This is a genomic window from Vibrio fluvialis (assembly GCF_900460245.1).
GTDB classification, from domain to species: domain Bacteria; phylum Pseudomonadota; class Gammaproteobacteria; order Enterobacterales; family Vibrionaceae; genus Vibrio; species Vibrio fluvialis.
The window spans coordinates 333968-351969 of the sequence record NZ_UHIP01000002.1 but is presented as its reverse complement, the minus strand read 5'-3'; the positions used below and the strand labels follow the sequence as shown (position 1 = coordinate 351969).

General features: G+C 51.7%; 17 protein-coding genes and 1 pseudogene. 15 read left to right on the top strand and 3 right to left on the bottom strand.

All coding sequences use genetic code 11. From position 1 onward, the window contains the following. Positions 1–101 precede the first annotated feature (101 nt). The 7 genes from mngB (at position 102) to lhgD (ending at position 11542) form a co-directional block, all read left to right on the top strand. Positions 102–2741 (top strand): mannosylglycerate hydrolase, encoded by a 2640-nt coding sequence (gene mngB / locus DYA43_RS16660; RefSeq protein WP_061055952.1) that lies wholly within the window; start codon positions 102–104, stop codon positions 2739–2741. Positions 2742–2784: 43 nt separating this feature from the next. After that, positions 2785–3933, top strand: coding sequence for a glycerate kinase (locus tag DYA43_RS16655; RefSeq protein WP_061055951.1), 1149 nt, complete (start codon positions 2785–2787; stop codon positions 3931–3933). Between the two features lies 1 nt (position 3934). Continuing rightward, positions 3935–5122 (top strand): mannose-6-phosphate isomerase, class I, encoded by a 1188-nt coding sequence (manA, locus tag DYA43_RS16650; protein ID WP_061055950.1) that lies wholly within the window; start codon positions 3935–3937, stop codon positions 5120–5122. 193 nt (positions 5123–5315) lie between these two features. Further along, a complete protein-coding gene (locus DYA43_RS16645; RefSeq protein WP_061055949.1) occupies positions 5316–6704 on the top strand; it encodes a sigma-54-dependent transcriptional regulator in 1389 nt (462 codons plus the stop codon). 363 nt (positions 6705–7067) lie between these two features. Next, positions 7068–8075 carry a TAXI family TRAP transporter solute-binding subunit gene (locus DYA43_RS16640; protein WP_020329768.1) on the top strand — a complete coding sequence of 336 codons (1008 nt, stop codon included), beginning with the start codon at positions 7068–7070 and terminating at the stop codon, positions 8073–8075. A 101-nt stretch (positions 8076–8176) separates the two neighbouring features. Beyond that, entirely contained in the window at positions 8177–10297 is a 2121-nt protein-coding gene (locus DYA43_RS16635) for a TRAP transporter permease (RefSeq protein ID WP_020329769.1), read from the top strand. Between the two features lie 9 nt (positions 10298–10306). Then, entirely contained in the window at positions 10307–11542 is a 1236-nt protein-coding gene (lhgD, locus tag DYA43_RS16630; protein WP_061055948.1) for an L-2-hydroxyglutarate dehydrogenase, read from the top strand. A 48-nt stretch (positions 11543–11590) separates the two neighbouring features. Here lhgD and DYA43_RS16625 read toward each other — a convergent pair whose 3' ends face one another. Next, a complete protein-coding gene (locus DYA43_RS16625) occupies positions 11591–11995 on the bottom strand; it encodes a cystatin domain-containing protein (RefSeq protein WP_024374905.1) in 405 nt (134 codons plus the stop codon). A 106-nt stretch (positions 11996–12101) separates the two neighbouring features. Between DYA43_RS16625 and DYA43_RS16620 the strand changes: the two genes are divergently transcribed. Further along, positions 12102–12317: a DUF3820 family protein gene (locus DYA43_RS16620; RefSeq protein WP_061055947.1), complete on the top strand. Its 216-nt coding sequence runs from the start codon at positions 12102–12104 to the stop codon at positions 12315–12317. 4 nt (positions 12318–12321) lie between these two features. Further along, complete coding sequence (gene arfB / locus DYA43_RS16615; RefSeq protein ID WP_020329773.1) at positions 12322–12735, top strand: alternative ribosome rescue aminoacyl-tRNA hydrolase ArfB; 414 nt, start codon at positions 12322–12324, stop codon at positions 12733–12735. 95 nt (positions 12736–12830) lie between these two features. Here arfB and DYA43_RS16610 read toward each other — a convergent pair whose 3' ends face one another. Continuing rightward, entirely contained in the window at positions 12831–13250 is a 420-nt protein-coding gene (locus DYA43_RS16610; RefSeq protein ID WP_024374906.1) for a universal stress protein, read from the bottom strand. 236 nt (positions 13251–13486) lie between these two features. On the opposite strand from DYA43_RS16610, the gene DYA43_RS16605 reads away from it, so the two are divergent. The 5 genes and pseudogenes from DYA43_RS16605 (at position 13487) to DYA43_RS16585 (ending at position 15928) form a co-directional block, all read left to right on the top strand. Beyond that, positions 13487–13819, top strand: coding sequence for a YggL 50S ribosome-binding family protein (locus tag DYA43_RS16605; RefSeq protein WP_020329775.1), 333 nt, complete (start codon positions 13487–13489; stop codon positions 13817–13819). 76 nt (positions 13820–13895) lie between these two features. Next, entirely contained in the window at positions 13896–14294 is a 399-nt protein-coding gene (locus tag DYA43_RS16600) for an SRPBCC family protein (protein ID WP_047462086.1), read from the top strand. A gap of 35 nt (positions 14295–14329) precedes the next feature. Next, positions 14330–14767, top strand: a complete 438-nt coding sequence (locus DYA43_RS16595; RefSeq protein WP_061055946.1) for a GNAT family N-acetyltransferase — start codon at positions 14330–14332, stop codon at positions 14765–14767. Further along, a pseudogene (locus DYA43_RS16590) lies at positions 14764–15264 on the top strand (GNAT family N-acetyltransferase); the annotation flags it as partial. The gene DYA43_RS16595 and the pseudogene DYA43_RS16590, both read left to right, overlap by 4 nt. Positions 15265–15325: 61 nt before the next feature. Continuing rightward, positions 15326–15928: a DJ-1/PfpI family protein gene (locus tag DYA43_RS16585; protein WP_020329780.1), complete on the top strand. Its 603-nt coding sequence runs from the start codon at positions 15326–15328 to the stop codon at positions 15926–15928. Between the two features lie 29 nt (positions 15929–15957). Here DYA43_RS16585 and DYA43_RS16580 read toward each other — a convergent pair whose 3' ends face one another. After that, a complete protein-coding gene (locus tag DYA43_RS16580; protein WP_061055944.1) occupies positions 15958–16941 on the bottom strand; it encodes a LysR family transcriptional regulator in 984 nt (327 codons plus the stop codon). 233 nt (positions 16942–17174) lie between these two features. Between DYA43_RS16580 and DYA43_RS16575 the strand changes: the two genes are divergently transcribed. Next, positions 17175–17948, top strand: coding sequence for a transporter substrate-binding domain-containing protein (locus DYA43_RS16575; RefSeq protein WP_061055943.1), 774 nt, complete (start codon positions 17175–17177; stop codon positions 17946–17948). Positions 17949–18002: the final 54 nt, after the last annotated feature.

Below are 18002 nucleotides of genomic sequence, written 5' to 3'. Positions count from 1 at the left end.
TTGGGCGCAGGATTTCTGCGCCCCGAATTCGCTAGAACGAATAAAAAGCAACCACATTTTCACTCATTACTGGCCTCGATGGCTAATTAGGGTAAACCGTTATGACTACATCTCGCGTTCATATCACTCCTCACATGCACTGGGATCGTGAATGGTACTTCACGACCGAAGAGTCCCGCATTCTGTTGGTGAACAACATGGAGGAAATCATGACTCGTCTGGAAAACGATCCGGACTACAAATATTACGTGCTTGATGGACAGACCGCCGTACTTGAAGACTACTTCGCGATTAAACCTGAACACAAACAACGAGTGAAAGCTCTGGTGGAGGCAGGCAAACTCATCATTGGCCCGTGGTATTCGCAAACCGACACCATGCAAGTGTCTGGTGAGTCGATTGTACGCAATATGTTGTATGGATTGCGAGATTGTCTGGCATTGGGTGAGCCCATGAAAATTGGTTATCTGCCGGACTCGTTCTCAATGAGTTCTCAACTGCCTGCCATCTATAACGGCTTTGGCATTCAGCGTGCGATGTTCTGGCGCGGCTGTTCTGAACGCCATGGCACAGACAAAACAGAATTTGTGTGGCAGTCAAACGATGGCAGCGAAGTGACGGCGCAAGTACTGCCGCTCGGGTATGCGATTGGTAAATACCTGCCACAAGATGAAGCAGGCCTGCGTGCTCGCTTGGACAAATATTTCCCTGTGCTGGAAAAACCGTCGGTAACCAAAGATATTTTGCTGCCGAATGGCCATGACCAGATGCCGATTCAAAAAGACATTTTTGAAGTGATGGCTGCACTGCGTGAAATCTACCCGGACAAAACATTCCAAATGAGCCGTTTCGAAGAGGTGTTTGAACGCATTGAAGCTGAACGCGAACAACTGGACACCGTGAAAGGTGAGTTTAACGATGGCAAATACATGCGTGTTCACCGCACGATTTCTTCGACTCGCATGGACATCAAGCTGATCCATGCCCAAGTAGAAAACAAGATCGTCAATATTCTTGAACCGTTGGCGTCGATTGCCTGGACTCTGGGCTTTGAGTATCACCACGGTTTGATTGAGAAGATGTGGAAAGAGAGCATGAAGAACCATGCGCACGATTCAATCGGCTGCTGTTGCTCAGACAAAGTGCACGCGGAGATTCTCAATCGTTACATTCTCGCTGACGATATGGCGACCAATCTGATTAACTTCTATAAGCGCAAGATTGTTGACCACATGCCTGCTCGCGAAGGCTGCGACAAATTGGCGCTGTTTAACCTGTCTCCTTATGCTCGCGATGAAGTGATTAATACCACCATCACCATTCGCGCAGAAGAATTCAATCTGTTTGATGAGCACGGCACGCCCGTTGAATACTTCATTCAGGATCAACGCGTCATTGACCCTGGCAAAATTGACCGCCAGATCGTGCATTACGGAAATTACGATCCGTTCATTGAATATGACATTCAAATCAAACATTCAGTCCCTGCGATGGGCTTTACCACTTTGCATATTCAAGCACATGAAAAAGGTGTGAAAAAAGTCGCAGAGCAAAAAGACTTTCTGCTGGAGAACGAATACTACCGCATCCACGTGAACAGCAACGGCACGTTGGATATCTTCGATAAAGAGACCAAGCATACCTACGCGCAAGTACTGCGCATTGAAGATGGTTCCGATGATGGTGATGAGTACGATTATTCTCCATCTCGTCACGAATGGCTGTTGTATTCAGATGAATTTAAAGCTGACGTGAATGTGAAACATGAAGGCTTCCAATCTGTCGCAAGCATCATGCTGCGAATGAATGTGCCGCAGGATTTGAGCGAACGCGAAGCGCGTAGCGGTCAAAATGGTTTCGTGGATGTTGATTGTCAGGTGGTTCTCAAACAGGGCTCGCGCCGCATTGAAGTAAGGATGGTGCTGGATAACCAGGCGGATGACCACCGTGTTCGCGTGTTGGTTCCTACTCCGTTTGTGTCTGAAACGGTCGTGGCCGACAACCAGTTTGGTCTGATCACTCGTCCTACCAACGATCCGGAAATGGCCAACTGGGAAGCCGATGGTTGGAAAGAAGCTCCGGTTCCGATTTATCAACTGATGAACTTTGCTGCGCTGGAAGATGCTCAGGGTGGAATGGCCATTATGAGCAATGGCCTACGTGAATTTGAAGTGATTTCCGCTCAAGGCAATGAACAGCGCGATACCTTTGCATTAACACTAGTGCGTGGTGTTGGTGTGCTGGGTAAAGAGAATTTGTTGCTGCGCCCGGGCCGTCCTTCAGGGATCAAAATTCCAACGCCGGATTCTCAGGTGAGAGGCAAGCTGGTGTGCGAATTTACCCTGTTTGGTTTTGCGGGTAACCACATTGACGCCAATGTGATGGCGGCTGCCCGTGACAATGTGACGCCGATTCAGTGTTACAACAAAATTCCTTACAACGCGATGAAACTTAATGTCGGTGAGCAGAATTTGCCATTGACCCATAGCCTGCTTAGCAAAGATCAACGCGGCGCGGTACTGAGTGTGCTGAAAAAAGCAGAAGATGAAAATGCCTTAATTTTAAGGGTTTACAACCCATCGGAATCCGCCGTGGTTGAAGATGCCGTGCAAATTCATGGTGGTGTAACGTCTTGGCAGGCGGTGAGTTTGGATGAAAAAGCCATTTCGAATGACGTAGATACCGAGTCGTTTGGTGTGCTCAAACCTTGTCAGGTGAAATCTTTCCGTTTCACGTTGTAATTTTCTGCAATACCCGCTCTTCGGAGCGGGTAAGGATCCTTTCATGAAAATCGTTATCGCGCCTGATTCTTTCAAAGAGTCCTTGCCAGCACTGGCGGTGTGTCAGTGCATTCAACACGGATTCTCTGCCGTCTTTCCGAATGCTGACTATCATCTGATGCCTTTAGCCGATGGAGGAGAAGGAACGGTCGATGTGCTGTTGAAAGCGCTCAATGGCGAGAAAATCGTCTCTCGGGTCGAGGGGCCGCTCGGCGACATCATCGCCGCCGAATGGGCGCTTTTGGATAATGGGCGTACAGCACTCATTGAAATTGCTCAGGCATCCGGGCTCGATAAAGTGCCTATGCAGCAGCGTAATCCATTGATCGCCTCAACCTACGGTACAGGGCAAATCATTCAGCAGGCACTGGATCTCGGTGTGAAAAAAATCCTCATAGGATTAGGCGGCAGTGCGACCAATGATGCTGGCGCTGGGATCATTCAAGCGCTTGGCGGGGTGCTGCGCAAAGCCAACGGAGAAGTCATCGGCCGAGGCGGGCGGGCGCTTGCTGATGTTGCCGAAATAGACCTGACGGCACTCGATGGTCGCTGCGCTCACGTTGACATGGTGATCGCTTGTGATGTGGCGAATCCTCTGACTGGCCCTGCAGGAGCCAGCCATATCTTTGGTCCGCAGAAAGGTGCAACGCCAAAGGATGTGGCACAACTTGATGAGGCGTTGACTCACTTTGCTGATCTGGCCGCGAAAAAGTGTGGCACTCATTGTGGCAACATGCCCGGCTTTGGGGCCGCTGGCGGTGCACCACTTGGGTTGTCACTGCTGTTTCCCATTGAGATGAAACCGGGCATTGAGATGGTGTTGGATGCCCTTGATGCAGAGAGCGTTCTGAAAAATGCTGACCTGGTTATTACCGGCGAGGGGCAGATGGACAACCAGACTCTGCAAGGCAAAACCCCGTTTGGTATTGCGCAAAGGGCGGCAAATCTAGGCATTCCGGTGATTGGTATTGCGGGTTCTCTGGGGGCTGAGACGGATGCTCTGAATCTCCATTTTGCAGGGGTTTTCGACTCAGTCCGCGCACCGCAATCATTGGAGCAAGTGCTCTCTGAAGCGAGTGAGAACCTACAACGTACCGCACGTAATGTCGCGGCGATGCTGAAACTGGGCACGAATCTGACAGGAGGACATTAAGATGGCACTGTTTAAACTGGATAATGTCATTCAGAACTACGCTTGGGGCAGCAAAAGTGCTCTGACGGAGATGTTTGGAATCGCCAATCCACAGCAGCAACCTCAGGCCGAAATCTGGATGGGGGCACACCCCAATGGTTGTGCCAAGGTGCATGGTACGGGCGAGTCGTTGGCGGATCTTCTGGCGAAGAATGGCAAACGCTATCTGGGGGAGTACACGGCAGCAAGATTTGCTGAACTGCCGTTTTTGCTCAAAGTGTTATCCGCTGAGGCACCGTTGTCGATTCAGGTTCACCCCAATAAGCGCAATGCGGAAATCGGATTTGAACGCGAAAATCAACAAGGAATTGCGCTGAATTCGCCGCAGCGAAACTACAAGGACGCGAATCACAAACCAGAGTTAGTTTACGCGCTCACTTTTTATCGTGCGATGAATGGCTTTCGTCCGATTCCGGACATCATCGAATTATTTGGTCAGATCAGTATTCAAGCGCTAGAACAAGATTTGGCGCTGCTTGAGAGCCAGCCAACTAACGCTGGGTTAAAAGTGTTTTTTACCACGTTAATGACGATGAACGATGAGCGAAAAACTGAAGTATTGCAGCAACTTAAACAGTCAATGTTGCGTCCGGCTAAAACGTCACAACTGCGTGAAGCTTTGCAGTATATCGAAGAATTTGAGCAGTTGTTTCCCCATGATATCGGCCTGCTTGCTCCGCTGTTTCTCAATACTGTAGAGCTGGCCCCGGGGGAAGCGATGTTCCTGCATGCAGAAACCCCCCATGCGTATGTTCGAGGAACGGCGTTGGAAATTATGGCCAATTCCGACAACGTACTCCGAGCCGGGTTGACGCCTAAACATATCGACGTTGCAGAGTTGATTCGTAACACCAGCTTTGACCCGATGAATCCACAAGAGATCAAACTGGCTCCGGTTCACAAAGATGGCAAACAAAGCTATCCGGTTCCGGTGGATGATTTTGCCTTCGATATTTTAACGGTGACCGATGAAATCCGAGAGCAGTACATCCGCAGCGCAGAGATCCTATTCTGCATTGATGGGCAAGTGAATGTGACGTGCGAAGAACACACGATTGTGTTGTCGGCGGGTGAGTCGGCATTTATCAGTAATGATGCATTACGTTTCAGTTATGCCGGCCAGGGAACACTTGCTCGGGCATACAACTAGTCGGTTTGTCTTTTGTGGCTAAATTACGCTCCTAACCCTCGTTAGCCAGGCCCATCTTCGGATGGGCATTTTTTGTTGTAAGTGATGGGTGATTCGCGGCTTTGTATCTGGTAACAAAGAAGTGAGAAGCAGCTCCTTTCTTTGCGGCGCTTTTTTCCTTACCGTATCGCGAGATAGGAAAAGGAAGCATGGCATGAGTAGTCAGGACGCATTACCGATCGCGTTAATTGAAGATGATGACATTGTCCGTCAGGCCACCAGTCAGTGGCTGCAACTGGCGGGCTTTGATGTATGTGTGTTCGCCGACGGGCGAGCCGCGCTGGAAGGATTAAAGGCGCAGCGCTTTGCGACCATCATCAGTGATGTTCGCCTGCCGGATTACGATGGCGTAGAAATGTTGTCTGAGCTGAAAAGCCTGCAGCCGCATACGCCAGTGATCTTGATCACGGGTCATGGCGATGTGGACATGGCGGTTAAAGCGCTGCAAAAAGGCGCGTACGACTTTATTGAAAAGCCGTTTAATCCGGAGCGCCTGTCGAGCACCGTCGCGGATGCGGTGAGTAAGTTTCACAGTGAAGCGCAGTCGCAAGACAGAAGCCATTATCTCTCCACGCTGCAAGGGCTGGAGCAAGTCCTGATCGGGCGCAGTAAAGTGATGACGGCACTGCGTGAGCAAATTGCCAAAGTGGCGGCGATTGACACCAACGTCATCATCTACGGCGAAACCGGCTGTGGTAAAGAGCTGGTGGCGACCTGTCTGCATCAGGAAAGTCCGCGCCGACATTTCAATTTTGTGCCAATTAACTGCGGCGCTATTCCGGAAAGCCTGTTTGAAAGCGAGCTGTTTGGTCACGAAGCGGGCGCGTTTACCGGCGCGGTGAAAAAGCGTATCGGGAAGTTGGAGTTTGCCGACAAAGGAACGCTGTTTCTCGATGAAATCGAGAGTATGCCGCTGTCGATGCAGGTCAAAGTACTGCGGGCGCTGCAAGAGCATGTGGTGGAACGCGTTGGTGGCAACCAGAAAGTGGCGATCGATTTGCGTGTGATTGCGGCTGCCAAAGAAGATCTGTTGGAACATCCGGAGTTTCGTCAGGACTTGTTCTATCGTCTCAACGTGGCGCAGCTCTATTTGCCGCCGCTGCGCGAACGCGACGAAGATGCGTTGTTGCTGTTTGAACACTTCACGTTGCAAGCCAATCCGCAAACCCGCGTCGCCAGCGAAGCGGATCAGCATGCACTGCTCAGCTACGCCTGGCCGGGTAACGTGCGTGAACTGCGCAACGTGGCCATTCGTTTCGCACTGGATGAATCGCTGACAGTCGGGGAAATTTTGGCCAGTCGCCCGAATGCCACCACCGAAGAGGCCAGCGCCGGATTGCCGCTGTCGATTCAGTTGCAAACGTTCGAGCGCAAGGTGATTCACGATGCGCTGACCAGGCATCGCGGCAGCATCAGCGACACCATGAGAGAGCTGGATCTGCCGCGTCGCACCCTCAATCAGAAAATGCAGAAGTATGGGCTCAATCGCAGCGATTACACCCAGGATGACGAGGAGACGCGTTCCCAATCCAGCGGCAAGTAATTTGGGATAGGCAAAATTTTGCTCATTAGGATTCAATGGCATTTATTAACATTGATCACAATTCGTTAATGAGTTGTGATCAAAAACCGCAATAAGCACCGCTTTTTACTCGTCACCATCGGCGAAATTTTGCTTATGCCTAATCGGGCGAATAAGCGGATTTTTGCTCATTTCGTTGACTGACTTTTATTATTTCAAATAAATTCAATCGCTTAGTTTTTGGCATTGTCTTTGCTCTATAGGGATAGACCTAAACAATCGGCTAGGGCAGCGGACATTCGCTTCCAACCAATTTCCGCACTGTCGATAGGAAGGGTTACTCGCTATTTCCGGCGAACAACAATAATGACACGGAGAGTAAAGATGAAACACAAACGCCTGGCCAAAACCCTACTGGCCGCCGCCGCTTCTTTTGGTCTGCTGGCAGGAGCGCACGCTGCTGAAGAACGCAGCTACATTCTGGCGACCGCTTCAACCGGTGGTACTTACTACCCAGTTGGTGTTGCTCTGGCGACACTGAGCAAAGTTAAACTGAGTCCGACTTACCACTTCTCCCTTTCTGCTATCAGCTCTGCGGGGTCGGGCGAAAACGTCAAAATGCTCAACGAGAATGAAGCGCAATTTGCGATTCTGCAAGGCCTGTACGGCGCTTGGGCATGGGCGGGTGAAGGCCCATACAAAGAGCGTCAGACACAACTGCGCTCGGTTTCTATGCTGTGGCAGAACGTCGAACACTTCATTGTACGTTCTGATTTAGCGCCAAACGGCAGCATTGCCGATATGGCGAATATGCAGGGCAAGAAATTCTCAATCGGTTCGAAAAACTCAGGCACAGAGTACTCGGGTCGCCAGATCATGAAAGGTCTGAGCATCGATCCGGACAGCTTCAATCTGGCGTATCTGGGCTACAGCGGCAGTGCCAGTGCGCTGCAAAACGGCACGATTGATGGCATGAACACGCCAGCAGGTGTCCCTGTCGGTGCGGTAACTCAGGCGTTTGCGGCGCTGGGTAACGATATCAAAATCCTGTCGTTCACTGATGAGCAAATCAAACAGGCGAACGGCAACTATGAGCTGTGGACCAAATACGTCATTCCAGCCAACACTTACCCAGGTCTGGATAAGCCAATCACCACCATCGCGCAGCCAAACTTCCTGGCGGTGCGTGATGACATCTCAGAAGAAGATGTGTACCAGCTGACCAAAACCATGTACGAAAACCTGGCGTTCCTGCAAGGCATCCATAAAGCGACCAAAGCCATGGCGATTGAAAAAGCCATCGCTGGCCTGCCTCTGCCATTGCACCCAGGTGCGGCTCGTTACTACAAAGAAGTGGGCATCAACATCCCGGCTCAGTTAATCGCTGAGTAATGCTGCAAGCCGCCTCGACTTGAGGCGGCATTTCTCATTTTCTATGGTTAATTGTGTCCGGTATTTGACGGGCATTAGCTGTAGAGCCGTGGAGTATCAATATGAGTGAACCACTGGATCAAGAACTACAAAAATATGAACTGCCAACCCGCGATGCCTTTCCGTGGGTGACGAAAACCATTGCTGTGCTCGGTGTGCTGCTGTCGCTCGCCCACATCTGGTTTAATACTTTTTCAACGTTGCCGGAGCTGTGGATCTCCGCCACCCACTTTGTCGGTTTTGCGATGATCTGCGCGCTGTGGTACCCGGCCAGCATTCGCTGGCGTGACAGCAAAATCGCGCTCGGCGTCGACGTAATGATTGCCCTGGCAGCGCTAGCGTGCCTGATTTATATCCCTCTGGCAGAAGATGCACTCTATGCGCGCGGCGTGAAATTCGTCACCAGTGATTGGGTGTTTGCCATTATGGCGATTGTGATTGCGATTGAAATGATTCGCCGCACCATGGGCTGGTTCATTCCCATCTTGATTATTGTCTGCCTGAGCTACGTGGTGTTGTGGGGCAAATGGGCGGGGGGCATTTTCCATTTCCCGGGCCTGAGCATGGAAACCCTGCTGTATCGCAGCTTCTATTCTTCTGAAGGGATGTTCGGGTCGATTTCCCGTATCAGTTGGAGCTTTGTCTTCATGTTCATCCTGTTTGGCGCCTTTCTGGTGCGCTCCGGGGTGGGCGATTACATCATTGACGTCTCGCGCGCCGCTGCGGGCAAAGTCATTGGCGGGCCGGGCTTTATTGCCGTGTTGGCTTCCGGTCTGATGGGGTCGGTGTCGGGTTCCAGTGTGGCGAACACTGTATCGACGGGCGTGATCACCATTCCGATGATGAAGAAAGCGGGCTTCCCGTCGCGATTTGCAGCGGGTGTTGAAGCCGCCGCGTCTACGGGGGGGCAATTGATGCCGCCAGTAATGGGCGCCGGGGCATTCATCATGGCGTCTTATACCCAAATTCCGTATGTTGATATTGTCGCGGTGTCGTTTATTCCAGCGCTGATCTACTTCTTGTCGGTGGCGTTTTTCGTCCGTATCGAAGCCAAACGCAGCGGCGTACAGAAGATAACCACCAGTGACGAATCGTTCCTCAAAGTGCTGGTGTCGGGCTGGCATAATCTGATCCCGCTGTTTGTGCTGGTCACGCTGTTGGTGCAAGGTTTTACCCCGACTTATGCGGCGGGCCTGTCGATTCTGTCGGTGATTGTCGCGTCATGGTTCTCGAAAGAACACCGCATGGGCATCAAAGAAATCATTGATGCGCTTGAGCAGGGTGCGAAAAACATGGCCACTACGGCTGTGCTGCTGGTGGGTATTGGTCTGGTCATTAACGTAATCAGTACCACCGGTATCGGCAACACGTTCTCGCTGATGATTGATAACTGGTCTGGCGGCGATCTGCTGACCATGTTGGTGCTGATCACGCTGGCGTCTTTGGTGCTCGGAATGGGTCTGCCGGTAACGGCAGCGTACATCGTATTGGGCACACTTTCTGCGCCTGCGCTGTACAAACTGATTGCAGAAAGCCAGTTGGTCGACATGATTGCTGCTGGTCAGTTGCCTGAACAGGCCAAAGCGATCTTCATGCTGGCCGCGCCGGATAAACTGGAACTGCTCAATGCGCCGATGGCGCTGGAAAAAGCCAAAGAGTTGGTGGAGTTGGTGCCGGCAGACTTCCTCGATACGCTGCTGCAACAAAGCTTGGGTCTTGAAGCGGTGGGCTTGGCGCTGCTTTCTGCGCACCTCATCATCTTTTGGCTGTCGCAAGACAGTAACGTCACACCACCCGTGTGTCTGACGGCATTTGCTGCGGCAACGATTGCCAAAACACCGCCAATGCGCACAGGCCTGACGGCGTGGAAAATTGCCAAAGGCTTGTATCTGGTGCCGCTGTTGATTGCCTATACCCAGTTGATCGACTGGGATCCGATGACCGTGATCACAATTGGTTTCTTCGCCATTGTCGGCACGTACGCCATGATCGGTGCCATTGAAGGCTTTTTGGAAGGCCCGCTCAACTGGCCGATACGCGCACTGCTGGCGGTGATTGGTATCGCGTTGGTGTGGCCAAACATTCCGTTGCTGGTTCGCGTGGTGTGTGTCGCACTGTTTATTGCGATTTTCATCTACAGTGGCCGACGTCCGAACGTCGCCATGAAAACGGCTTCAGCATAAGGAACGCAAATGAACACCCATTTTGATTATGTGATTGTGGGCGGCGGTATTGTTGGTGTTTCGACGGCCTGGCAACTCAAACAGCAATATCCGGATAAGTCGATTCTGCTGGTGGAGAAAGAGGCAGGCTTCTCCCGCCATCAGACCGGGCACAACAGCGGGGTGATCCATGCGGGCGTCTACTACGCGCCCGGCAGCCTCAAAGCGGATTTTTGCAAACGCGGCGTGGAGCGCACGTTGTCGTTCTGCGCCAAACACGATATTCCGGTAGAGAATTGCGGCAAACTTCTGGTCGCCACCAACGAGGTTGAGTTTGAACGTATGCAGGCGCTGTTTGAGCGTTGCCTGCAAAATGAACTCGATGTGGAACTGCTCGATGCCGCGCAACTGAAACTGGCGGAGCCTAACATCACTGGCCTTGGTGCGATTTACGTCAAAGCGACCAGCATCGTCAACTACCGTTTAGTGACCGAGAAAATGGCGGAAGAGTTCAAAGCATTAGGTGGTGAAGTGTGTCTGAGCACCGAAGTGGTGGGGTTGAATGAAACCGAGCAGGAGATCAGCGTGCAGTGTCGTTATAAAGGCTCGCCGATCACTTTCCACAGCCAGTTCCTGGTGTCGTGCTCTGGCCTGATGGCTGATCGCATGACCAAGATGCTGGGGCTGGAGACGGATTTTCAAATCATCCCGTATCGCGGTGAATACTATCGCCTTGCGCCAAAACACAATCAGGTGGTGAAACACCTGATTTACCCGATTCCGGATCCTGAACTGCCGTTTTTGGGCGTGCACTTAACGCGCATGATTGATGGTTCGGTCACGGTTGGGCCGAATGCGGTGCAAGGGTTTAAGCGCGAAGGTTATGGCAAAGTGAACATCAGCGTGCGCGATGTGTGGGAGATGCTTCGCTTTAGTGGTTTTTGGAAAGTGACCGCGAAGAACTTGAAAACCGGGTTGGTGGAGATGAAAAACTCGCTGTGGAAGCCAGGCTATCTGCAACTGGTTCGCAAGTATTGCCCGAGCATTGAATTGGCGGACTTACAACCTTATCCGGCGGGCATTCGCGCTCAGGCGGTGTTGTCGGATGGCACCTTGGTGCATGATTTTCTGTTTGCGGAAAGCCCACGCAGCTTGCATGTGTGCAATGCGCCATCGCCGGCCGCAACGTCGGCAATGCCGATTGGTGAATACATCTGCCAGAAAATCGCAGATAAAGCGCCGCCCGCGCAGTCTCAGGCCGCGTAATAGAAGAAGGGGCTTTCGCCCCTTTTTCTTGTATCGCCTCACACGTGTTTAGCCACACAAATCGCCCAGTGTTGCGCCTTGGGTGATGGTGAACTCACCATCGAGGGTGCGATACACCACAGCGTGCCAAACCTGACCATCTTGCGTATCAAACTCAATAGCATAGTTGGTGCCGTTGACCACCTGCGTTTTCACCGCAAGAATCGATTTCAGCCGCACGTTGTTGCCCATCTGAGCCAGCACTGCGTCTACCGCTTGTTCTGCTTCCGGAGAGACGTCGGCGTCGTGCCAGCCTCCGGCCAGCTTCTCATTGCTGCACATGGCGCTGGTGGCATTGTCGGTCACCTGCGGTACTGCGTTTTGGGTCGAATTGCCTTCTGCTGCGGATTGCTGAGCCTGATCGCACCCGGCCAGCAGAATCAGACCGAGGCAAGGGATAACGAACTTTTTCATACGAGACCTTTTGGTTTACACATCATTAGGGGTTAGACTTGCGTCCTTCGCTCCATTACGTTGTACTCCCTCAATATCGGAACAGAGACAAAAGGCCGTCAAGCTTATGTTAGAAAAAGAAAACTTGCTGAAACTGACTCGGGTGCAGATGCCGTTTGGCAAATACGCCGGACGCGTGCTGATTGACCTGCCGGAAGAGTATCTGTTGTGGTTCGATAAAAAAGGCTTTCCGGAAGGCGAACTGGGGCAACTGCTGCAGTTGTGCCTGGCGTTGAAAATTGAAGGTCTCGACAGTGTGGTCAAGCCACTGAAACGGATGTAGCGGCATGTTGGTTATTTCAAACAACGTCACGCTGGCCGACTGGGAAATCGAAATCAACGCGATTCGTTCGGCGGGCAATGGCGGTCAGAATGTTAATAAAGTCGCCACCGCGATTCATCTGCGCTTTGATATTCAGCGCTCGTCGCTGCCAGCTATTTACAAAGAACGATTGCTTAAAGTTTCCGACAGCCGCATTACATCAGATGGCGTAATCGTGATTAAATCGCAGGAATTTCGCACCCAACTACAAAATAAAGAGGCCGCGCTGGAGCGACTCAAAGAGCTGATCTTGTCTGCGATGGTGGTGCAGAAAAAGCGCCGTGCGACCAAACCGACGCTGGGCTCACAACGCCGCCGTATGGATGGTAAATCCAAACGTGGCGAAACCAAGGTTTTGAGAAAGAAAGTCGATTATTGAGTGAATGGAAGAGACGATAACCCCAAGTCGGTTGAGGTTGCTTGGGGTTATCGTTTTTTTTTGCGCGAATTGATGACCTGAAGTCAGGTCGAGAATCAGATCGGAACCACCAGAATATCGATGGGGGATTTGTTGATCAGATGGCGAGAATAGGAGACTAACTTGCTGACAAAGTCATGGTGGTGACCGCAAATCAGCAGATCAAAACCGTTATCGGCGATGATCATCCCGAGTTTGTCACTCAGATCGCCAGTGCCGACATAGAAATGTTTGATCGGAAAATCGCTGTATTGTTGTAGCGATTTGAGCATTTTGTTTGAACGGTCATTGAGCGGCTTCTGGTTCGGATCGGCCTGAATGTCGATCAGCTCTTTGTAGATCTCGCCAATGGTGCCATCGATATGAATAAATGACACGTCCGCGCCCGTTACCTCGGCAAACGACACCGCTTTATCGATGAGCGGTTTGCTGTCGTCTGAGAGTTCGAGCGCGACCAGGATATGTTGGTATTTCATCACTACACTCCTATGCTTAGACACGGTTTGCCAATCACCAGATTGCGCACCATGAGTCGGTTTGCAAACCTCCGCAGAGGGAGTGATCGGGCGATAAAGTCATCATAGAACGCGCGAAAAAAAATTGTGTCGCAGCGGTAACAGATTGAAAAAAATGCTCGATAAAACAGCGATTATCACCATGATAACCGCGACAACGAGCGCATTGCATTTTTGATAGTAACGAGGAAATAACAATGACAACCAACAGAAGCAAACGACTGAGAAAGAAACTTTACGTGGGCGAATTTCAGGTACTGGGCTTCGCGTTTTCGTGCAAGGTGAACACCGATGATGACACGCAATACGACGTGCTGCTCGACAGCTTCATCGATTTCATTGAGAGCCGCAATCTGGTGATGGGCGGCGGCGCGAATCACGAGTCGTTTGATGGGTTTGTGGTTGCCGAAGGCCGCTACGATTCAGCAACGGATGAAGACCGTGCAGCGGTTGAAAAGTGGCTGAGCGAACAGGCGATGTGCTCACAGGTTCAGGTGGAAGCTTTGGTTGACATCAACCACGGCGAGTAAGCACTTTCTTATCTTGCTTTGTGCACTTTTTACCCCTTAGGCTGGCGTTAAAATAGTCAGCTCTGAAAGGCGTCGTATGAACGAAGTGCACCACCTCAGTCTTTACATCGACTGCCCAGTGCAGACGGTGTATCAATTTGCGTCTAATCCCGTCAATCTGCCTTTGTGGGCGGCTGGATTAGCGCAGTCCAACGTGATTCAAGAGGGCAACCTCTGGTTGGTTGAGGCGCCGTTTGGTCGGGTGCGGATTGAATTCGCTCCGGCCAATCCCTTTGGCGTCATGGACCACACGGTCGAACTTGAAGATGGCGAACGGGTGTATAACCCGATGCGCGTTGTGCCCCATGGCGAAGGCTGCGAATTCACCTTCACCCTATTTCGCCGCGATGGCATGAGCGATGAAGCCTTCTTTCGCGATAAAATGGCGGTCATCAACGATCTCAACGCGTTAAAAGAGCGCATGGAAAACCACTGACATTTTCATTTCTTCTATCAGTCAAGGAGCCGACGATGGATTTTAGCCTGCGACAGGCCACCCCAAACGATATGGAATTTTTGCTGACGCTGCGTGATGTCACCATGCGCCATTACCTTGAACAAGTTGGTGCGCCGACGTCGCGCGAGGCCTTTCTTCAGCGAATTCACTACCATTTTGATGACGCCAAAATCGTTCTCATTGATGGCCAACCCGCCGGGCTATTCAAAGCCACCTTCTTACCCGATCGCAATCAATGGTATCTGGTGCAAATTCAGGTACATCCCGATTTTCAGAATGCCCAAATCGGCAGCCGCCTGATTGCCACATTAATTGAGCAAGCCAAAACAGAAGGCGCCAGCGTTGGTTTGAGCGTGCTGAAAAGCAATCCGGCGCAGCACCTGTATGCGCGGCTTGGATTTCAGCGTACTGGCGAGTCTGAATTTGAATACGACATGGTGTATCCGGCATGAATGATGTTGTCGTTCAATCATCCTTAACACTGACCCCGTTCACAGCGGCCGATTATCCGCAATTGATCGGCTGGATCGACAGTGACGAACTCAATTATTTGTGGGGCGGGCCGAATTATCAGTTTCCGCTGACGGTCGAACAAATCGAGGCGCATTGCGCGCAGCCACAGGTGCATCCGTTTTTGTTTCACGTTCAGGGTGTCGCATCGGGGTTTATTGAGTTGTATCAGGTCGATAGCCGGCACGTGCGGTTATGTCGCATTTTTATCGCTCACGCTCAACGTGGTAAAGGGCTGGCCAGCCCGATGATCGAACTGGCCATCGACGTCGCTACAGAGCAACTCAATGCGGCTTTGTTGAGCCTTGCTGTGTTTGAACACAACGCGGTGGCACGTCATTGTTATCAGCAACTGGGGTTTGTCGAAACACAGTGGGATCAAGGCACGCGCTCGTTCAACGGCCACAGCTGGAATTTGGTGCGCATGGAAAAAACGTTACCGCTACAGGGCTCACATCACGGTCATCACACCGCTGAAATCACACCACAGGGAGAAACTCATGCAAGTCGCGATACTGACGTTTGAAGGATTTAATGAGCTCGACTCGTTCATTGCTGCGGGCATTTTAAACCGGATGAAAGGCGACGGGTGGAACGTGCAAATCACCTCGCCAACGGCGCAGGTGACCTCGATGAATGGCGTCACCATTGATGCGCAGCAGCCACTGGAATTTGCCAATCAGGCCGATGTGGTGCTGTTTGGCAGTGGCATTCTGACCCGTGATATTGCAAGCGATGAGGCAATCTTGTCACGTCTGGCACTCAATCCGGCCAAGCAGCTCATTGGTGCGCAGTGTTCGGGCGCGCTGCTGTTGGCAAAATTGGGCTTGCTGACAAACTTGCCAGCCTGCACCGATTTAACCACCAAACCTTGGGTGATCGAGGCGGGCGTTGAGGTCCTCAATCAACCCTTTTTTGCCCAAGGATCGATTGCGACCGCTGGCGGTTGCTTAGCGTCACAATATCTCGCCGCGTGGGCGATTGCCACATTGGCTGGCACGCAGGCCGCAAGCGAGGCGATGTTTTACGTTGCGCCCGTCGGTGAAAAGGAGCAGACCGTGCAACACGCGATGTCGGTGATTTTGCCCTTTATCGACGCATAATTTCGCGATATCCACGCAGTATTCAACGGTTAGTCACTCAATGGCTGGTGATGCGCGCTCTGGATCGCATTCAGCGTTCTGCGTACCAGCGCTTGGGTTTGCTGTTTCAGCAGACGCACAAAATGCACTTCGATATCACTCAGCGAAACGGTTTCCGGCGTCACCAGATACATTTCGGTCACAGGCAGCGACTCATACGGCGGTAGCGGCCATAACAACCCTTGCGCCACATACGGCTTGGCGCTTTCCACCGTCAGCGCGCCGAAGCCAATGCCTGCCATAATCATGCGGCGAACTTCTTCTAAATTCGACGATACGGCAACTAATTTACCCCAAAATTGCTGTTGATCGCGAAAGTGGGCAATCGCGTCCAAGCCTTCGCCGGGTTGGTCACTTTCAAACGAGATATAGGGCAGGCCTTTGATTTCGTCCAAAGTCAGGTCATCGCGCCCAAAGCAGAGATGGGTACGACCACAGTAAAAACCCATCTGCTCATAGCCGAGAAAATCGCAACGGATCCCGGTTTTGGCGATTTTTTTATTGCTGAGGCCAATGTGCAGCAGGCCGTCGGCCACATGGCTGACAATGTCGGCACTCGGGTGCGTGTTGACGTTGAAAATGACGTTGGGAAACAGCGCATGGTATTGGGCGAGGGTGGCGTCAAACGCCGGGCATTGCAGATGGCTGGCAATCTCAATATTCAGCTCGCCCTGAATATTATCCGTTTGATCGACAAACTGATCCGCCATGTTGCCGATGATTCGTCCCACCGACGAGGCGTATTCATACACCCTCATGCCGTGCAGCGTCAGGGCGAACACGCCTTTCTTACGCAGGATTAGCCGCTTGTCGACATGCTCTTCCAGACGCTTCAACGCATTGCTGACACTGGGCTGGCTGAGTGACAACTTACGTGCTGCTGCACTGATGCCGCCTTCATTCACGATCGTGAGAAAGGTATAGAGCAGGTTCCAGTCGAGATTGCGCAGCAGGCGATCTTTGGCGTTGAGCATGATGTGGCTTCCTTGGCGAATTATCCATAGCGATAAACTATGTATATCATACTTATTCATCATTATGGATTTTATCCAACTTTCAACATACTCATTAGTGAGCTTGCATCGTTTGCGGTTTTGAAAGAAAGCGGTCTTCAGGGCAAACGACAGTCTGGAATGAAATCATTCAACCAAACGACCGGGCGTATCATGAGTCGTACGGGCATAACAAAAGTAGAAGGGAATCCATGATGACAAAAGGAAAACTATGGGGCGCATTACTTGCAACCTCAGTGGTATTCGCGGCGTCAGCCAGCGCAGAAACGATTAAAATTGGCACCGAAGGCGCGTACCCTCCGTTCAATTACTACACCGCTGATGGTCAGTTGGCTGGGTTTGATATTGAAATTGGTAAGGCGCTGTGCAGCGAAATGAAAGTGGAATGTGAATTTGTCGCTCAGGATTGGGACGGCATTATTCCGGCGCTGCTCGCGGGTAAGTACGACATGATTCTCGCCTCGATGTTCATTACCGAAGCACGTAAGCAGCAGGTCTCGTTCAGCGCGCCGTATCAGGCTTCTGCGATGACCTTTGTGGTTGATAAAAACTCAGGCATCAAAGATGTGTCGCCGAAAGCGATGAAAGGCTTAATCATCGGCGCGCAAAGCTCTACGACACAGGCGGAATATCTGCTGGCCAACTATCCGGAATCGGATGTGCGCCTGTATCCGACTCAGGACGCGGTGAACCTCGATCTTGCCAGTGGCCGGATTGATGCGCAGGCGGGCGACATCATGCCAATGACCGATTGGCTGAACTCAGACGACGGCGCGTGTTGCCACAAAGCGGGCGATCTGATTACCGACAGCAAATACGTGGGCGACGGCGTGGGCATTGCGCTGCGCAAAGAAGATGATGCCCTGCGTCAGCGCGTCAATCAGGCGCTCGCTAACATCATCAAAGATGGCACCTATCAGAAAATCAACGACGAGTTTTTCAAGATTAACCTGCTGACGCTGAAATAAGTCAGCCGATGGGTGGCGGCGTGAGTCGCCACTTGGATGGAATCACGAAGAGAG

Coding starts and splice junctions, on each gene's coding strand:
- DYA43_RS16575 (WP_061055943.1), top strand. CDS start 17,175: ATGACAAAAGGAAAACTATGGGGCGCATTACTTGCAACCTCAGTGGTA.
- DYA43_RS16595 (WP_061055946.1), top strand. CDS start 14,330: ATGGATTTTAGCCTGCGACAGGCCACCCCAAACGATATGGAATTTTTG.
- manA (WP_061055950.1), top strand. CDS start 3,935: ATGGCACTGTTTAAACTGGATAATGTCATTCAGAACTACGCTTGGGGC.
- DYA43_RS16635 (WP_020329769.1), top strand. CDS start 8,177: ATGAGTGAACCACTGGATCAAGAACTACAAAAATATGAACTGCCAACC.
- DYA43_RS16585 (WP_020329780.1), top strand. CDS start 15,326: ATGCAAGTCGCGATACTGACGTTTGAAGGATTTAATGAGCTCGACTCG.
- DYA43_RS16605 (WP_020329775.1), top strand. CDS start 13,487: ATGACAACCAACAGAAGCAAACGACTGAGAAAGAAACTTTACGTGGGC.
- DYA43_RS16580 (WP_061055944.1), bottom strand. CDS start 16,941: ATGCTCAACGCCAAAGATCGCCTGCTGCGCAATCTCGACTGGAACCTG.
- DYA43_RS16620 (WP_061055947.1), top strand. CDS start 12,102: ATGTTAGAAAAAGAAAACTTGCTGAAACTGACTCGGGTGCAGATGCCG.
- arfB (WP_020329773.1), top strand. CDS start 12,322: ATGTTGGTTATTTCAAACAACGTCACGCTGGCCGACTGGGAAATCGAA.
- DYA43_RS16610 (WP_024374906.1), bottom strand. CDS start 13,250: ATGAAATACCAACATATCCTGGTCGCGCTCGAACTCTCAGACGACAGC.
- lhgD (WP_061055948.1), top strand. CDS start 10,307: ATGAACACCCATTTTGATTATGTGATTGTGGGCGGCGGTATTGTTGGT.
- DYA43_RS16655 (WP_061055951.1), top strand. CDS start 2,785: ATGAAAATCGTTATCGCGCCTGATTCTTTCAAAGAGTCCTTGCCAGCA.
- DYA43_RS16600 (WP_047462086.1), top strand. CDS start 13,896: ATGAACGAAGTGCACCACCTCAGTCTTTACATCGACTGCCCAGTGCAG.
- DYA43_RS16640 (WP_020329768.1), top strand. CDS start 7,068: ATGAAACACAAACGCCTGGCCAAAACCCTACTGGCCGCCGCCGCTTCT.
- DYA43_RS16645 (WP_061055949.1), top strand. CDS start 5,316: ATGAGTAGTCAGGACGCATTACCGATCGCGTTAATTGAAGATGATGAC.
- DYA43_RS16625 (WP_024374905.1), bottom strand. CDS start 11,995: ATGAAAAAGTTCGTTATCCCTTGCCTCGGTCTGATTCTGCTGGCCGGG.
- mngB (WP_061055952.1), top strand. CDS start 102: ATGACTACATCTCGCGTTCATATCACTCCTCACATGCACTGGGATCGT.